The 16221-nt window shown below is 49.9% G+C and carries 13 protein-coding genes; 12 read left to right on the forward strand and 1 reads right to left on the reverse strand.

What is annotated here, in order from left to right; all coding sequences use genetic code 11:
* Positions 1-55: 55 nt before the first annotated feature.
* From KE531_15880 to KE531_15905, 6 genes are all read left to right on the forward strand, one after another.
* Entirely contained in the window at positions 56-2296 is a 2241-nt protein-coding gene (locus KE531_15880; protein ID MBR9955071.1) for a U32 family peptidase, read from the forward strand.
* Positions 2297-2304: 8 nt separating this feature from the next.
* On the forward strand, positions 2305-3627 hold the full coding sequence (locus KE531_15885) for an FtsW/RodA/SpoVE family cell cycle protein (protein ID MBR9955072.1): 1323 nt from the start codon (positions 2305-2307) through the stop codon (positions 3625-3627).
* The gene (locus KE531_15890; GenBank protein ID MBR9955073.1) at positions 3614-5041 is read left to right on the forward strand and encodes a penicillin-binding protein 2; all 1428 of its coding nucleotides are present in this window, start codon (positions 3614-3616) and stop codon (positions 5039-5041) included. Before KE531_15885 ends, KE531_15890 begins: the two co-directional genes overlap by 14 nt.
* A 142-nt stretch (positions 5042-5183) precedes the next feature.
* Positions 5184-6206 carry a UDP-glucose 4-epimerase GalE gene (galE, locus tag KE531_15895; protein ID MBR9955074.1) on the forward strand — a complete coding sequence of 341 codons (1023 nt, stop codon included), beginning with the start codon at positions 5184-5186 and terminating at the stop codon, positions 6204-6206.
* Between the two features lie 710 nt (positions 6207-6916).
* Positions 6917-8521: an IS1182 family transposase gene (locus tag KE531_15900; GenBank protein MBR9955075.1), complete on the forward strand. Its 1605-nt coding sequence runs from the start codon at positions 6917-6919 to the stop codon at positions 8519-8521.
* A gap of 317 nt (positions 8522-8838) precedes the next feature.
* Positions 8839-9291, forward strand: coding sequence for an NUDIX hydrolase (locus KE531_15905; GenBank protein ID MBR9955076.1), 453 nt, complete (start codon positions 8839-8841; stop codon positions 9289-9291).
* Positions 9292-9348: 57 nt separating this feature from the next.
* Here KE531_15905 and KE531_15910 read toward each other — a convergent pair whose 3' ends face one another.
* Positions 9349-9699 (reverse strand): hypothetical protein, encoded by a 351-nt coding sequence (locus tag KE531_15910; GenBank protein ID MBR9955077.1) that lies wholly within the window; start codon positions 9697-9699, stop codon positions 9349-9351.
* 121 nt (positions 9700-9820) lie between these two features.
* On the opposite strand from KE531_15910, the gene KE531_15915 reads away from it, so the two are divergent.
* The 6 genes from KE531_15915 (at position 9821) to larA (ending at position 16164) form a co-directional block, all read left to right on the forward strand.
* Positions 9821-10645, forward strand: coding sequence for an amidohydrolase family protein (locus KE531_15915; GenBank protein ID MBR9955078.1), 825 nt, complete (start codon positions 9821-9823; stop codon positions 10643-10645).
* A gap of 64 nt (positions 10646-10709) precedes the next feature.
* Positions 10710-11462 (forward strand): alpha/beta fold hydrolase, encoded by a 753-nt coding sequence (locus KE531_15920; protein MBR9955079.1) that lies wholly within the window; start codon positions 10710-10712, stop codon positions 11460-11462.
* 83 nt (positions 11463-11545) lie between these two features.
* On the forward strand, positions 11546-11905 hold the full coding sequence (locus tag KE531_15925; protein MBR9955080.1) for a hypothetical protein: 360 nt from the start codon (positions 11546-11548) through the stop codon (positions 11903-11905).
* A gap of 355 nt (positions 11906-12260) precedes the next feature.
* The gene (locus tag KE531_15930) at positions 12261-13556 is read left to right on the forward strand and encodes an IS30 family transposase (protein MBR9955081.1); all 1296 of its coding nucleotides are present in this window, start codon (positions 12261-12263) and stop codon (positions 13554-13556) included.
* A gap of 647 nt (positions 13557-14203) precedes the next feature.
* Entirely contained in the window at positions 14204-14677 is a 474-nt protein-coding gene (locus KE531_15935) for a VanZ family protein (GenBank protein MBR9955082.1), read from the forward strand.
* A 188-nt stretch (positions 14678-14865) separates the two neighbouring features.
* Positions 14866-16164: a nickel-dependent lactate racemase gene (larA, locus tag KE531_15940; GenBank protein MBR9955083.1), complete on the forward strand. Its 1299-nt coding sequence runs from the start codon at positions 14866-14868 to the stop codon at positions 16162-16164.
* The last annotated feature ends 57 nt before the right edge of the window (positions 16165-16221 follow it).

The raw sequence follows: 16221 nt of genomic DNA on the forward strand, positions 1-16221 counted from the left end.
TACGAGGGGGCTGCCGCACGGACCGGGCAGCTTCTTTTTCTTTAAAGGAGAGATTATGAGAAACGGAAAGGTTGAGATCCTGGCCCCGGCCGGGTCTTACGAAAGCATGAAGGCAGCCATAAATGCCGGGGCCGATGCCGTCTATATCGGCGGAAGCCGCTTCGGCGCCAGAGCCTATGCCGACAATCCGGACGAGGAGAACCTGGTGAAGGCCATCGAATTTGTCCATCTTCATGGGAAAAAGCTTTATATGACGGTCAATACGCTGGTGAAGGAGCGGGAGCTTTCCGAGCTTTCCGGCTTTTTAAGGCCCTATTACGAGGCCGGCCTTGACGGCGTCATCATCCAGGATCTCGGCGTGTTCCGGTATATCCGGGATCATTTTCCGGGACTGCCGCTTCATGTGAGCACACAGATGACGGTGACGGGAAAATACGGCGCGAAAAGCCTGAAAGAGATGGGGGCGTCGCGGATCGTGCCGGCAAGGGAGCTCAGCCTTGATGAGCTTCGGGCCATGTACGCGGAGACAGGGATGGAAATCGAGGTTTTTGTCCATGGCGCGCTCTGCTACTGTTATTCCGGCCAGTGTCTGTTTTCCAGCCTTATCGGCGGCCGCAGCGGGAACAGAGGGCGGTGCGCCCAGACCTGCCGCCTGCCTTTTGAAGTCAGACAGGACGGAAAATCGTTAAATAGGAAGAACGAGAAATATGTTTTAAGCCTTAAGGATCTCTGTACCCTCGATATTTTGCCGGATATTCTGGAAACCGGCGTCTGTTCCTTAAAGATCGAGGGACGGATGAAGAGTCCGCGGTACACGGCCGGAGTGGTGAGTGTCTATCGGAAATATGTGGACATGTACTTAAACGAAGGAAAGAGCGGCTACCATGTGGACGAATCCGACCGGCGGATGCTTTTGGAGCTTTTCGACCGGGGCGGCCAGACCGACGGATATTATAAACGGCATAACGGCCGTGATATGGTGGTTTTAAAGGAAAAACCGGCATTTCGTGAGGGGAGCCAGGAGTTATATGACACGCTGGACCGTCTTTACGTCAACGCAGAGAAAAAGGAACCGGTGACGGGGGAGGCATGGATTGCGCCAGGAAAGAAAACGCGGCTTACGGTTTCCCTGGCAGGCCAGAGGCAGACGGAAAAGAAGCGGGTGGCATCTGTTTCCGCATATGTGGAAGGCGCGCCGGCCGAGGAGGCAAAAAGCGCCCCGATGACCGAGGAACGGATCAGAAAGCAGCTTATGAAGACCGGCGGCTCGCCGTTTGTATTTGAATCGCTGGAAATCCATATGGAAGGCGATGTTTTCCTCCCGGTACAGGAACTAAACAGGATGCGGCGTGAGGCACTGGAGGCGCTGGAACATGGAATTTATGATTTGTACCGCAGGAAAGCGCCGGAGGAGAAATCTGGCACGGCTCTCCGTGAAACTGTCCATGCTGCGGCTCCTTTGCGTCCGGAATTCAATGCCCTTGTAAGCACGAAAGAACAGTTTTCGGCCTGTCTGGAAAGGTTCGGGGCGTGGAAAAAGGAAAAGGGCGGAGAGTTCGGGATTTATCTGGCATCGGAGTCCTTTGACGCCGGGACATGGAAGCAGGCTTCGGAGGCCTGCCATGAAAAAGGGATTTCCTGTTATCTGATGCTTCCGAGGATTTTCCGCGGAGAGGCAGAAAGTTATTTTTTAAGGAACCGGGAGCGGCTATTGGAAGCCGGCTTCGATGTCCTTGGCGTGGCCTCCATGGAGGAGCCGGAATTTGTAAAACAGCAGTTTCCTGGCAGGAAACTTTTCTTCGACCATGGGATGTACGTTTTTAACCATCTGGCAAAGGAAGCCATGGAGGAGCTTGGCGCATGCCGCGTGACGGTTCCGGTGGAGTTAAACCGCAGGGAGATTGCGGACGCCGGTGCCGGCGGAGAGATGATCGTCTACGGCCGCCTTCCGATGATGGTTTCGGCCCAGTGCATCCATCGGACGCTGTCCGGCTGTGACAAGAAGCCGGGAGTCCTGTGGATGAAAGACAGGAAGGGAAAGGAGTTTCCGGTGGAGAACCAGTGTCGGTTCTGTTATAACACGATCTGGAACGCGGCGCCCCTGTCGCTTCACGGCCTTTCCGATGAGGTCATGGGACTTGGAGCGGAGGCGCTGAGGCTTAACTTTACACTGGAAGACAGGCGGGAGACCGAGGCGGTGCTTTCTGCCTTCTACCGCGAATTCATATTAGGAGAGGATGCCGGCGCGGCCGCCGGGGACTTTACCAGAGGCCATTTTAAACGCGGCATTGAGTAGGTGAGAATGTGACGAATCTGGTGACTGAGGTATCCAGGTACCTGATGATTCTTCTGATTGCAATCTACACATATTATAATTTCCGTTTCTTTGCCATAAAGGACGACGCAGGGAAGAACCGCGCCTGCGGGCGGCAGCTCATCTGTATGTTTATGCTGCATTTCCTCGCAAACCTGGTGATCTTCCTTCGGACGGGATCGGAGCTTCTGGCGGTGTTCTACGGGGCGCAGCTTGTGTTTTTCGTGTGCTATATTTACCTTTACCGGCTGTTTTACCGAAACGTGTCGAGGCTCCTTTTAAACAACACCTGCATGCTTTTATGCACCGGCTTCATCATGCTCACGCGGTTAAATTCCCAGATGGCCTTCCGGCAGTTTTTGATTGTCGCAGTCTCGGCTGTGGTGTCCTGGATCATCCCGTTTATCATCGACCGGGTATGGCAGCTTGCAAAATTCCCGTGGATTTACGGGCTTTTGGGGCTGGCGCTTTTAGGGCTTGTCTGCCTTGTGGGGAACACCTCCGGCGGGGCGCAGCTCTCCCTTTCCTATAAGGGATTCTCTGTCCAGCCGTCGGAGTTTGTAAAAATCAGCTTCGTCTTTTTCGCTGCTACCATGTTTTACCGCTCCGCGGAATTTAAGAGCGTGGCCGTCACGACAGCCGTGGCGGCGGCCCATGTGCTGATTCTGGTGCTTTCCAGGGATCTGGGAGGCGCTCTGATTTTTTTTGTGGCCTACCTAGTCATGCTGTTTGCGGCCACATCGAATGTCTTCTACCTTGGTGCCGGGATTGCCAGCGGTTCTGCGGCAGCAGCGGCAGCGTACCAGATGTTTTCCCATGTGAGACGCCGGGTGGAGGCGTGGCGGAACCCGTGGGCCGATGTGGATGATACTGGCTATCAGGTTGCCCAGTCCCTGTTTGCCATCGGGACCGGCGGCTGGTTCGGCATGGGGCTTTATCAGGGAATGCCGAAGTCCATCCCTGTGGTGGAAAAGGATTTTATTTTTTCAGCCATCTGCGAGGAAATGGGCGGAATTTACGGGATCTGCCTTCTTCTCATCTGCCTGGGGTGCTTTCTCCAGTTTATGCTGATCGCTTCCAGGATGCAGGCCATGTTTTATAAACTGATCGCCCTGGGGCTCGGCACCGTGTACATCACGCAGGTGTTCCTCACCATCGGGGGCGTGACGAAATTCATCCCGTCCACAGGTGTCACCCTGCCGTTTGTCAGCTACGGCGGCAGCTCCACGGCGGCCACATTCCTGCTGTTCGGCATCATCCAGGGGCTTTATATTCTGAAGGAAAACGAGGAGGAAGAGGATGAAAAAGAGTAAACCGAATCCGAAGGCCAACAAAAGCATCCTCTGGTTTGCCTACGGCGTCGTGGCGCTGTTCCTCTTGATGGGCGCCTATATGGGGTATTTCATCCAGGCGGAAAGTGAGGAGGTCATCAACAACCCCTATAATTCCAGGCTGGACAGCTTATCTGACCGGATCATCCGCGGGAAGATTCTAAGCAGCGACGGCACGGTTCTGGCGGAAACCTCGGTGGCCGAGGACGGGAGCGAGACGAGAATCTATCCGTACGGCGAGCTGTTTGCCCATGTGGTCGGGTACTCGACGGCCGGGAAGACGGGGATTGAGTCGCTGGCAAATTTCTACCTCCTAAGTTCCCATGTGAACCTGATCGAGAAGACGGTCAACGAGCTGGCAGATCAGAAAAACATCGGCGACAATGTGGTGACGACGCTTGATCTGGCACTCCAGAAGACCGCGTCCGACGCCCTGGGAGACAACCGGGGAGCCGTGGTTGCCATCGAGCCGTCCACGGGAAAAATCCTGGCCATGGTTTCAAAACCGGCCTTTGACCCCAATACGGTGGCGGCCGAATGGGATTCGCTGGTAAACGGGGATTCCAGCGAGGCCAGACTTTTAAACCGCGCTACCCAGGGACTGTATCCGCCCGGCTCTACCTTTAAGCTTTTAACAGCGTTGGAATACATGAGAGAGCATCCGGGCGATTACAATGACTATACGTTTTCCTGTGACGGGATTTTTGAGTATGAGGAATTTAAGATCCAGTGTGCCAGCCAGACGGCCCACGGGAACGTGGATTTCGGACTGGCCTTTGCCGATTCCTGCAACGGCGCCTTTGCCAATCTGGGGCTGAGCCTGGATCTTAACAGGCTGTACAGCCTGTCGGAGGAACTTTTATATAATAAGGAGCTTCCGCTGTCCCTGCCGTATAACAAGAGCAGCTTCACCATGACGGACGGGGCTTCCGACTGGGAGATCCTTCAGACCTCCATCGGCCAGGGTTCGACGCTTATGACGCCGATCCACAATGCCATGCTGGCGGCAGCCATTGCAAACGGGGGCGTTTTGATGAAGCCGTATGTTCTCGACCATGTGGAAAATGCCGGCGGGCAGGTGGTGAAACGGTTCTCGCCGTCGGAGTACGGCTCGCTGATAACAGAGGCGGAGGCCGGGGCGTTAAAGGATCTGATGGTGCGCGTCGTGAACGAGGGAACCGGATCCCGCGTAAAAAGCGATGCCTATCAGGCGGCCGGGAAGACGGGATCGGCCCAGTTCGAGGCGGGAAAAGAGGCCCATGCCTGGTTCATCGGCTTTGCGCCGGCAGACGACCCGAAGATTGCAGTCTGCGTTATCGTGGAACAGGGGAGCTCCGGCGGCCGCGTGGCGGCGCCCATCGCCAGACAGCTTTTTGACTGTTACCTCGGACAGTAAGAATCTGAACCAGCACCGCAAAAAAATCCATTCCTTTGCGGACGGAAACGTGGTATCATAACTATAAAATGGTGATGATACCTTTTAAAGCTGCCGGCATGGACTGCGGCGGTCAAAAAATAAAGAGCAGGAGAGGAAAGCTATGAGAATATTGGTTACGGGAGGCGCCGGGTACATCGGCAGCCACACATGTCTGGAGCTTTTAAATCAGGGCCATGAGGTCGTTGCCTTCGATAATCTCTGCAACGCGTCAGAGGAATCGTTAAAGCGTGTGCGGGAGATCACGGGAAAGGAGCTGACCTTCTATCAGGCAGACATGCTTGACCGAAACGCCCTGGAGGATATTTTTTCCAAAGAAGAGATCGACGCAGTCATCCACTTTGCAGGCCTCAAGGCCGTGGGCGAATCGGTGGCAAAGCCCTGGGAGTATTACTATAACAATATTACAGGGACGTTGATTCTCTGCGATGTCATGAGAAAGCACGGTGTGAAGAAAATCATTTTCAGCTCTTCTGCGACTGTCTACGGCGATCCGGCTTTCGTGCCGATTACCGAGGAGTGCCCGAAGGGACAGTGCACCAACCCCTACGGCCAGACGAAGAGCATGCTGGAGCAGATTTTAACAGATATCCAGAAGGCAGACCCGGAGTGGAACGTGATCCTTCTTCGGTACTTTAATCCGGTGGGCGCCCATGAGAGCGGACGCATCGGCGAGGATCCGGAGGGCATCCCCAACAACCTGACGCCGTACATCACCCAGGTGGCTGTCGGGAAGCTGAAAGAGGTCGGCGTGTTTGGAAACGACTATGATACGCCGGATGGGACAGGTGTCCGCGATTATATCCATGTGATGGATTTGGCTGACGGCCATGTGAAGGCTTTAAAGAAGTTTGAGGACGAGCCGTCCGTGTATATTTACAATCTCGGAACCGGCCATGGATACAGCGTACTGGATGTGATCCATGCGTTTTCCAGAGCCGTCGGAAGAGAAATTCCCTATGTGATTAAGCCGCGGCGGGCCGGCGACATTGCCACCTGCTATGCCGATGCGGCAAAGGCCGAGAGAGAGCTTGGCTGGAAGGCAAAGAGAGGACTTGATGAGATGTGCGCCGATGCCTGGAGATGGCAGTCCATGAATCCCAATGGGTATCGGGGGGAGAAGTAAGGAAATTGTTCCCACCCAATTAAAACCCACCCAATCCTCCGATCAAAAACACACGGTCACACATAAGGTTTGGGTTTGGTTAAAATAAGGAAAATAAAACAGAGAGCGAGAAGGACGAAAATCTTTCTTGCTCTTTTTCTTTACCAATTTTCACTCCTATTTTCCGCTTTTCATAAGGTTTCATCCGGCTTTTGATAAGGATAAAATCATGAAAAGTAAAAATGAAAAAATCCTTAAATCCCTTGTATTTAAAGGGAAAAACGGGAAATTTGGAAAAGGGAAGAAGAAAAGAGAATGAGTTTTAAAAAGGGAAAAAGAGCGGAAGGTGGACGAGTGAAACTCCCAGGACGGAAAACGGGAAAGGGAAAAAAATAAGAAAATTTAGGGATCGGAGAATTTAAGAAAACAGGAAAACAAAGAGGAAATTTGGATTTGGAAGATGATTGATTTGGATTGGATTTGAACAGGAAAACAAAGCAAAGAGCGAGAAGGGCGAAAAATCTTTCCCGCTCTTTTTAGTACTCTAATCTGTGCCAGGTGTTATGGAAGCTATTAGCTGGAATGATTTTGAAAGTGTGCAGAGAAAGTAAACATATGAGGAGCCGTTGAAAAATAGATGAGTAATCATCTATGGAGCAGCGGCTCCTTTTTTATGCCCTGAAAACAGAAAACGGACCCTGAAGAGCCCGTAATCCATGGTATAATAAGATATGACCAGTAAATTAAAATACCATAAAAATTATACCGAATTCGGTGAGCCTTATCAACTGGTTTTGCCATTAAATTTGGAAGGTTTGGTTCCTGATGATGATTCTGTTCGACTGCTGAGCCACGAATTGGAGGATTTAGATTACAGCTTGCTGTATCAGGCTTACTCTGCCAAAGGCAGAAATCCGGCAGTGGACCCAAAGACCATGTTCAAGATCCTGACTTATGCCTATTCCCAGAACATCTATTCATCCAGAAAAATTGAAACCGCATGCAGACGCGACATCAACTTTATGTGGCTGCTTGCCGGACAAAAAGCACCGGATCACAGCACCATTGCCCGTTTCCGAACCGGTTTTCTGGCAGATGCCTGTGAAAATCTGTTCTACCAGATGGTCTGCCGCCTGGAAGCAAGCGGAGAATTATCAAAAGAAACCGTATTTATTGATGGGACAAAACTGGAAGCCTGTGCCAATAAATATACCTTCGTCTGGAAGAAATCGGTGGGGAAATGGGAAGCAAAGATGTACGAACGGATTCAGGAGGCAGTCTGTCTTCTGAACCAGGATTATATCTGCGGGTTCCATGTGGGAGAGGAAAGCCGTACCCAGGACCTTCAGGAAATCTGCCGGTTTCTGGAAGAACGATGCCGTCTGGATGGGACGATTTTGGTACATGGAAGAGGAAAACGCAAAAGCCGGAATCAAAAATATCTGGAACTGTTCCGCCGGTTTCTGGAACGCCAGACAATCTATGACTGGCATACAGCTAGTTTCCAGGGCCGGAATAACTACTGCAAGACGGATCCGGATGCCACTTTTATGCACATGAAGGATGATCATATGAGGAATGCCCAGCTGAAACCTGGATATAACGTCCAGATCGCAGTGGACAGCGAATACATTGTGGCAGCTGGGATTTTTCAGGATCGGAATGATGTATGGACACTGGTGCCGTTTCTGAAAAACATGGAAGTGAACCTGGGATTTCGATATCCCAGTGTGACTGCGGATTCGGGGTATGAAAGCGAAGAGGCTTATGAATATCTGAAAAGCCAGGGTCAGATCCCTTACATCAAACCGCAGACCTACGAAAAATGGAAAAAGAGAAGTTTTAAGAAAGACATCAGCAAACGGGAAAATATGGCGTATAAGGAAGAGACAGACACCTACACCTGTCATGCAGGAAAAACACTGAGAGAAGTGTTTAAAAAGAAGCAGAAAAGCAAAAGCGGCTATCAGTCCGAGGTAACAGTATATGAATGTGAGGATTGCGGCGGATGTCCGTATAAGAAAAAATGTACGAGGGCAAAGGGAAATAAGAGGCTGTATCTTTCCAAAAACTTTTTGAAAAAGCGTCGGGAATCTTATGAGAACATCATAAGCGAAAAAGGGATCCAGTATCGGACAAACCGTTCGATTCAAGTAGAAGGAGCCTTTGGGGTGTTGAAAAACGATTATGAATTCCAGAGATTTCTGCTGAGAGGGAAAACGAAGGTAAAACTGGAGATCCTACTGCTGTGCCTGGGGTATAATCTGAATAAATTGCATGCTAAGATCCAAAATGGCCGGACAGGAAGCCATCTGTTTGAAGTAAAAACTGCATAGAAAAATCATAAAACCGAAAGGTTTTATTAAAGTACGGCAAAAATCCGGCGATCTGCTCTGAAACCATAGGGAGCGCCGGATTTTTTGCTGTAACAAGCAGAAGTGCCGCTCAATCATCTATTTTGATGATTTTGCGACACTCCCTTGAAATTGGGAGACAGAAAATAAACATTCGTGCTGGTTTGGATCGAATGCGGAAAAATGTACCTGAAAACTGTTGTTGCGAAGATCCTGAAAAAGAAGTATAATAGAGCCAGTCTATGAGTACACACCAGGAGAGCAGGCGGTTTGCCTGCGCTCCATCAGGAGGGATTGCAATGATAGAAGCAACGAGCTGTGGCGGTGTGGTTATTTTTCGAGGCAAAATCCTCGTCCTTTATAAGAATTATAAGAACCGGTACGAGGGATGGGTTCTGCCGAAGGGAACTGTTGAAGCAGGAGAAGAGTTCAAAGAGACGGCGCTCAGAGAAGTGAAGGAGGAAACCGGCGTTTCCGCCTCGATTATCAAGTATATTGGCAAGAGCCAGTATTCTTTCAGTACGCCTCAGGACATGGTGGAGAAGGATGTCCACTGGTACCTGATGATGGCGGACAGCTATTACAGCAAACCACAGCGGGAGGAATACTTCGTGGATTCCGGATACTATAAATTTTATGAGGCATACCATCTTCTGAAATTTTCCAACGAAAAGCAGATTCTGGAGAAGGCCTACAACGAGTATCTGGATCTCAAACGGAGCAACCTCTGGGGAAATAAGAAATATTTTTGATGAAAGGCGGCAGAACAGCTTTTGTGGGCTGGCCTGCCGCCTTTTCTTAAGGCAATGCTATTTTGATTTGTGCAGGGTGTAAAGGTCAATGGCGGTGAAAACGACAGCGCAGAGAACGACAAGGGAGAGTGAGAGGGCGCTTATCCGATCCCGAAAGTGCAGGAGAAGCCCGGCAGGGATCAAAAGCTTAAAAACTGTCCAGTAGAGAGCGTCCATCCGGTCATTGCCCCCGGAGGCAGCGCAGAAATCGTGGGTGACAAGGCAGAGAATGCAGTAGGGATAGACGACGGTTCTCATAGCTTCGTCCGAAGCATGGGAACGGAACAGGAAAAAATAGGTGAAAAATATTGCAAACAAAGCCTTCACCGGAAGTGAAAGCTTCTTTTGCAGGTTGTCCGTATCTTTCATGGGAACGCCTCCTTTCAGATCTTTTGCGGACACGGCATTGTGGAAGTTTCTTTTATTTTATCATATGATACTGGGGAGAAAAAGAAAAATCAGAAATCTGATGAAGAAAAGGGGAATCATCATGAAAATTATCGACGCCCATCTTCATTTCTGTCCGGAATATCCGCATTTCGACGAACTAGCCAGGGCGGCCGGACATGAGAATACGGCGGAACATTTAAAAAAGGAATATGAACGCCTCGGGATTGTTATGGGAATCGTCATGGGGAACAGGGGACTTTCGTTAGAAGAACACCAGTATCCGGATTTTCTCAGGTACTGTATCGGGCTGGACGGCAAGATTTTAAGGGAGAACCGTCTTGTGGACTCCTATGCTCTCATCGAGCAGCATTTAAAGCTGGAAAGCTGCGTGGGAATCAAGCTGTATCCAGGATACAATAAAACGTATATCACCGATGAGAGCTATGAGCCGGTTTACGAGCTGGCGGCGGCTTATCAAAAGCCGGTTGCTGTCCACATGGGCCAGACGGCAGGCCCCAGGGCATATTTAAAGTACAGCCACCCGCTCACCATGGATGAGGCAGCCGTCCGCCATCCGGATGTGCAGTTTGTCATGTGCCATTTCGGGAACCCGTGGCTGATGGACGCAGCGGCTGTGGTGGAGAAAAATGACAATGTGGCGGCCGATCTTTCGGGAATTTTGGTCGGGAAAATGGAGTTTGGCAGGCTTTTGGAACGGCAGCGGGGATATTTCGAGACGTTTCGCACCTGGGTTTCCTACTGCGACAATTACGGGAAATTCATGTTCGGGACGGACTGGCCGCTTGCAAATTATGAGGAATCCGTGGATTTCGTGAAGTGGCTGGTGCCGGAGGAGTACCATGAGGCGGTATTTTACGGGAATGCTGCCAGGATTTACAAGATTCAGCAGGAGAAACACAGTTAGAAATTCCGGGTTTTCTTCCTGCATCTGATAAGAAAGCGGATTTACGAAGGAAAGGGGGAGCGCGATGCCATATTTTGATTACGGCGGAAAAAAGGTGTTTTATTATGAGGAAGGGACAGGAAAACCGTGTATTTTCCTTCACGGAAATACGGCATCCTCGCGGATGTTTGAGTTTCTTTTGCCGCTTTACCGAGAGCATATGCGGGTGATCCTGATGGACTTTCTGGGAAATGGACGGTCGGAGCGGCTCACCAGATTCCCTGAAGAGCTGTGGATCGACTGGGGACGCCAGGCGGCCGCTCTCTGCCGGCGGCTGGACTGCGGGAAAGTGAATCTGGTCGGGACGAGCGGCGGGGCCTATGCTGCGATCAACGCGGCGCTGGAATATCCGGAGCTTTTCCATAAGGCAGCAGCAGACAGTTTTGACGGGCGGACGCTCCCGCCGGGATTTGCCGCTGGACTCCTCAAAGAGCGGGCGGCTGCCAGGCAGGACGAGCAGGCGCGGGGATTTTACGAGTGGTGCCAGGGAGAAGACTGGGAGTCTGTGGTGGATCTGGATACAGAAGCCCTTGTCGGTTATGAAAAGAACCATGTCCGTCTTTTTTCGGCGCCCATTGAGGCGATTCGGATTCCGCTTCTCATTACGGCGAGCAGGGCCGACGAGATGCTGGCAAATGACATGGAAGCGGAGTGCCGGTATTTGAAAGAACGGAATCCGAATATCCGGTATAAGATTTATGAGACAGGCGGGCACCCGCTGATTCTTTCGCGGGCGGAGGAGATAGCCGGGGCAGTGACGGAGTTCTTTGCGGAGTAAAAGAGAACGGGAAAATCATGAAAAAAATTCCAATATAATCTCCTGAAAAACGTGCATACTAGCCGTAGAAAGGAGAATGCATTATGGAAAAAATGAAACGGTTCTCTTGGGGACTTTTATTGGCCGCAGCCATCTGCCTGACGGCAGCCTGCGGAAGGCGGGACGGCTCCGGCTCTGCCACGACGGCACCGTCTTCTGCCAGGGAAACGACAGAAAATGCCGCAGGGAACACGTCGTCCTCTGCCGGAACCAACAACGACGGAGAGAGCGGCGGCGTTCTGAAAGACATGGTTGACGATGTAAAAGACGGCGCCGAGGACGTGGCCGACGGCATCGGAAACGCAGCCGAGGATATGAAAAACGATGTGGAGGACATGGACGGAACGAGAAGCAGTACCTCCGTATCCTCGGGTACAGGAAGCGGGATAGCATCAGGAGAATAAAAGCGCGGTGCGGCCGCAGAAAGCAATGAGAAAGCAGTCGGGGCATGATGCAGGATGCCGGGACTGCTTTCTTTTTGGATAGGAGTTGGTTTATCTTGAACATTGGGGTTTTTAATTAAGAGAAAGAAGAAAATATCATACAAAAATTCTATTTGGTAAGTATGTATTACTTGATTTGAATCCTTAATTGTAATCCGAGATTCCATACCCTCTATCTCGGATGGGTGTAAAAAGTGAATTATTATTGATGTAAAAGAAAGGTATGGATTTTCTTTTACAAACAGAAGGAGACGGACTGGATCGTTGGTCTCTTTTCTGTTATGCTTTGATTTCTGGCGGCGGGAAAGGAGCCACCATGTCAAAGTTTTTATCCTATGAAGATCGGATCATCCTTGCACAGCGCCTTCAGGAGAATGCCTCCTTTGGTGCAATCGGAAAAGAACTGGGTAAGGACCGTACAACGATTGCCAAGGAGATTAAAAAGTATTCCCATGACAAGAAAAGCGGACGGCCCGGATATCCTTATAATCCTTGTAAATTCCGCATTTCATGCAAAGCAAAAAAACTGTGCGGAACGAGCTGTACGCATCCATCCGCATACAAATGCAGTTTATGCCCGGAGTGCACGCTTCACTGTCCGGATTTTATAGAGGACGTTTGTTCTGTCAAAAATAAACCGCCTTATGTTTGTAATGGATGCGGTCAGCTTCCGAAATGCACGCTGCTGAAGCGTATTTATGATCCGGCAGATGCACATGAAAGGGCTCATCATGCAATCTCGGAAGCCCGGACAGGAATTCTATCCAATGAAGGGGATATCGCCAGGATCAATCGGATCATCAGTCCTCTGGTCAAAAACGGGCAGTCACTCCATCAGATCTATCTGGATCACGTTGATGAACTGATGTGCAGCGAGAAGACCTTGTATAACTATGTGGATGCCCAGCTTTTTGACATCAGGAACATTGATCTGCCACGTAAAGTTAAATATCGTCCCCGTTATAAGCAGCCCGAATTCAAAGTGGACAGGGGCTGCCGCATCGGGCGTAGTTATACGGATTTCCAGAAGTTTCTGGAGAATAATCCGGAAACTGCCATTGTGCAGATGGACACGGTGATCGGCCGTGCCGGAGGCAAATGTCTGCTTACCATACACTTTGTTGAAACCAGCTTGATGCTGGCGTTTCTGCGGGATGCGAATACGTCTGCCTCTGTGATACGGATTATAAAGCTGTTGGATAAAGTTCTCGGCCCAGAGCTGTTCAGCCGTTTGTTTCCGGTTATCCTGACAGACAACGGGAGTGAGTTCTCAAATCCAAAAGAAATGGAGCGGCGTGACACTGTTCCCTGTAACCGAACGAACGTATTTTATTGTGATCCCAGTGCGCCATATCAAAAAGGGGCCTGTGAAGTAAACCACGAACTGATACGGCGTATTCTGCCCAAGGGAAGCAGTTTCGATGATCTGACACAGTCCGATATTTACCGGATGATGGATCATATCAATTCGTACAAAAGAAAAAAGCTGAACAACCGCAGCCCATACGAAACGTTCAGCTTTTATTACGGAGAAGATGTGCTCAAGAAACTTGGATGTTCACCGGTTGCCGCCGAGAATATCATCCTGAAGCCCAAACTTCTCAAAAAGTAACAAATAAATTTGCGAAAGAGCCGCCAGAAAAGAACAATCATATCCAGCTAAAGCAGGGATGGATTCTCCGAATACAAAAATTTCGAGAGGGGATTGATCTCTGGTTGTTGTGCGCAAATTTACTGCTGAATGTATTATACCATATCTATGTGCGAATGAAAATCCGGGAATCTCGCTTACAAAACGGGAGTTTCATTTACAAAATGGGAATCTCACTTACAAAACAGGATTTTAAATTACAAAAAGAGACTCTTGGATTACAAACGGGACTCTCAGATTGCTATTTACCTACTTGATTTGAATAAATATTAAAATACACTTATTTCCATGAAATATGACGTAAATAATGTACTACATGCAATATATTTCTAAGACCAAGATATAACCATTTATAAAAAGAGAAAAAACAATATAAATACAAAAAATATAGACAAATAAAATAAAAAAGTATATAATAAAATACGGAGGAATGACTCTTGGTGGACTTAACAAAAATTCAAGATATTATGTATTGTTTGAAGTTCCGACAAACAGCAACCGTTATTCTTTCAATGGAACTATATCTGAAGAGTAAAAAAGTAAGGTGAATATAAAATACGGTTATTGCTCAATCAGAGCAATAACCGTATTTTGGATGGAGAGAAGAAATGAAAAAGAATGTTTGGAAAAAAGCACTAATTTTCATGACGATTATAGTTTTCCTTCTCATAGGGCTAAAGTTTGATGGTAATCTATCGCATTTGCTGGAACAAAGAGCAGATTTCATGAACAATGTGCAGATGGGCGGGAGCAGATATTCGCTTTCACTTGCAAGCTTGAAATATTACGTTTCTTACATAACAGAACCATTTGCATTTCGCAATATTTTTGGAAACGCAGGACTGTTTGCGGGTCTTTCCTTCTGCGCCTGCGGCGCATTTTCGGATAAAAAACTCCTGAGTAGCTGGGCATATTCTTTTAGTATAGGGGTGGGAATAGAATTATTCCAGTATTTCACCTGGTTTGGGGCTTTTGATCTTTCCGATATATTGCTGAGATTTGCTGGTATTATGGCGGGGATTTTGATGTACATTGCTGTTTCAAAATTGTTTCATGAAAAGGATGCCTGCCGAACCAAATGATAAAAAGAAGACAATGGAAATCTCTTGCATTTGGACGTGTGTTCTTATGTAAAGAAAAGAGGGGGAGGGCTGTTCTCCCCCTCGGTTTTTTGCATCCCCCGGCTGTTGACAGGGATTCTTGAAACCGCTAGAATGAAGGAAAGGAACCACACACAGAGGTATTTAAGGAAACGAGAAAGGAGGAATCTATGGCAAAAATCAAACTTCCTTACGGAAAAGGAACCGCAGAGGCCGTCATCCCCGATGAGAGGCTTAAGGGAGTCCTGACCTGCGGCGCCCATGGGTACCATGTTGACAAGCCGGAGGGAGACCTCATAAGAGAGGCGATGGAACATCCCATCGGAAGCCCGAGGCTGCGGGAGCTTTCAAGGGGCAAGAAAAACATTGTGTTAATAGCCAGCGACCACACGCGTCCAGTGCCGAGCCGTCTGCTCTTTCCGGCCCTTCTTTCGGAGATCCGGGAGGGGAATCCGGATGCCGTCGTGACGGTCTTGATTGCCACGGGCTTTCACCGCCCGACCACGAGAGAAGAGCTGGCCGCAAAGTTCGGCGAGGAGTATATGGACAGGGACGATATCCGGTTTGTGGTACATAAGGGATACGAGGCCGGGAACATGGTTGAGGCCGGCATTCTTCCGTCCGGCGGGCTTTTAAAGGTGAACCGCATCGCGGCCGAAGCCGACCTCCTGATTGCCGAGGGCTTCATTGAACCCCACTTTTTCGCCGGTTTTTCCGGCGGAAGAAAGAGCGTCCTTCCAGGCGTTTGCAGCGCAGAAACCGTTATGGCAAATCACTGCTCAAAGTTTATCGCCAGCCCCTTTGCGAGAACCGGGAACTTACCAGGGAACCCGATCCACGAGGACATGGTGTATGCGGCGAAAAAGCTGGGACTGGCCTTTATTTTAAATGTAGCTTTAGACTCGGAAAAGAAGGTGATCCGCGCTTTTGCCGGAGATTTTGACATGGCGCACCAGGCCGGCTGCGAATTTGTCGGCGGCCTTGCCGGCGTAAAGGCAGTGCCGGCGGACATCGTGATCTCCACCAACGGCGGCTGGCCGTTAGATCAGAACATCTACCAGTCGGTCAAAGGAATGACGGCGGCCGAGGCCGCCTGCAAGCCGGGCGGCGTCATTATCATGGTGTCGGAGTGCATCGAGGGCCATGGGAGCCAGTCCCTTTATGATACCTTTGCATCCGGCGAGGAAAAAGAGGCCATCATGAAGCGGTTCCTCGAAACGCCTATGGAGGCGACAGAGCCGGATCAGTGGCAGGCCCAGATCATGTGCCGTGTCCTTTTAAAGCATCGTGTCATCATGGTCACATCAGCGCCGAAGGAGATGGTGACGGCCATGCAGATGGAGTATGCGGATTCCATAGAGGCGGCCATAAAGAAGGCAGAAGAGATCCTTGGGAACCCGGAGGCCGGGATCACAGTGATTCCCGACGGCGTTTCCGTTATTGTAAAGGAAGAGACAGGAGGAATCTGATATCCGGTACGCATACAGGCCGCGCCATCCATGGCGGAACGGGTACCGAAGAGAAAG

This window comes from Eubacteriaceae bacterium Marseille-Q4139 (assembly GCA_018223415.1).
Lineage (GTDB): Bacteria > Bacillota > Clostridia > Lachnospirales > Lachnospiraceae > CABSIM01.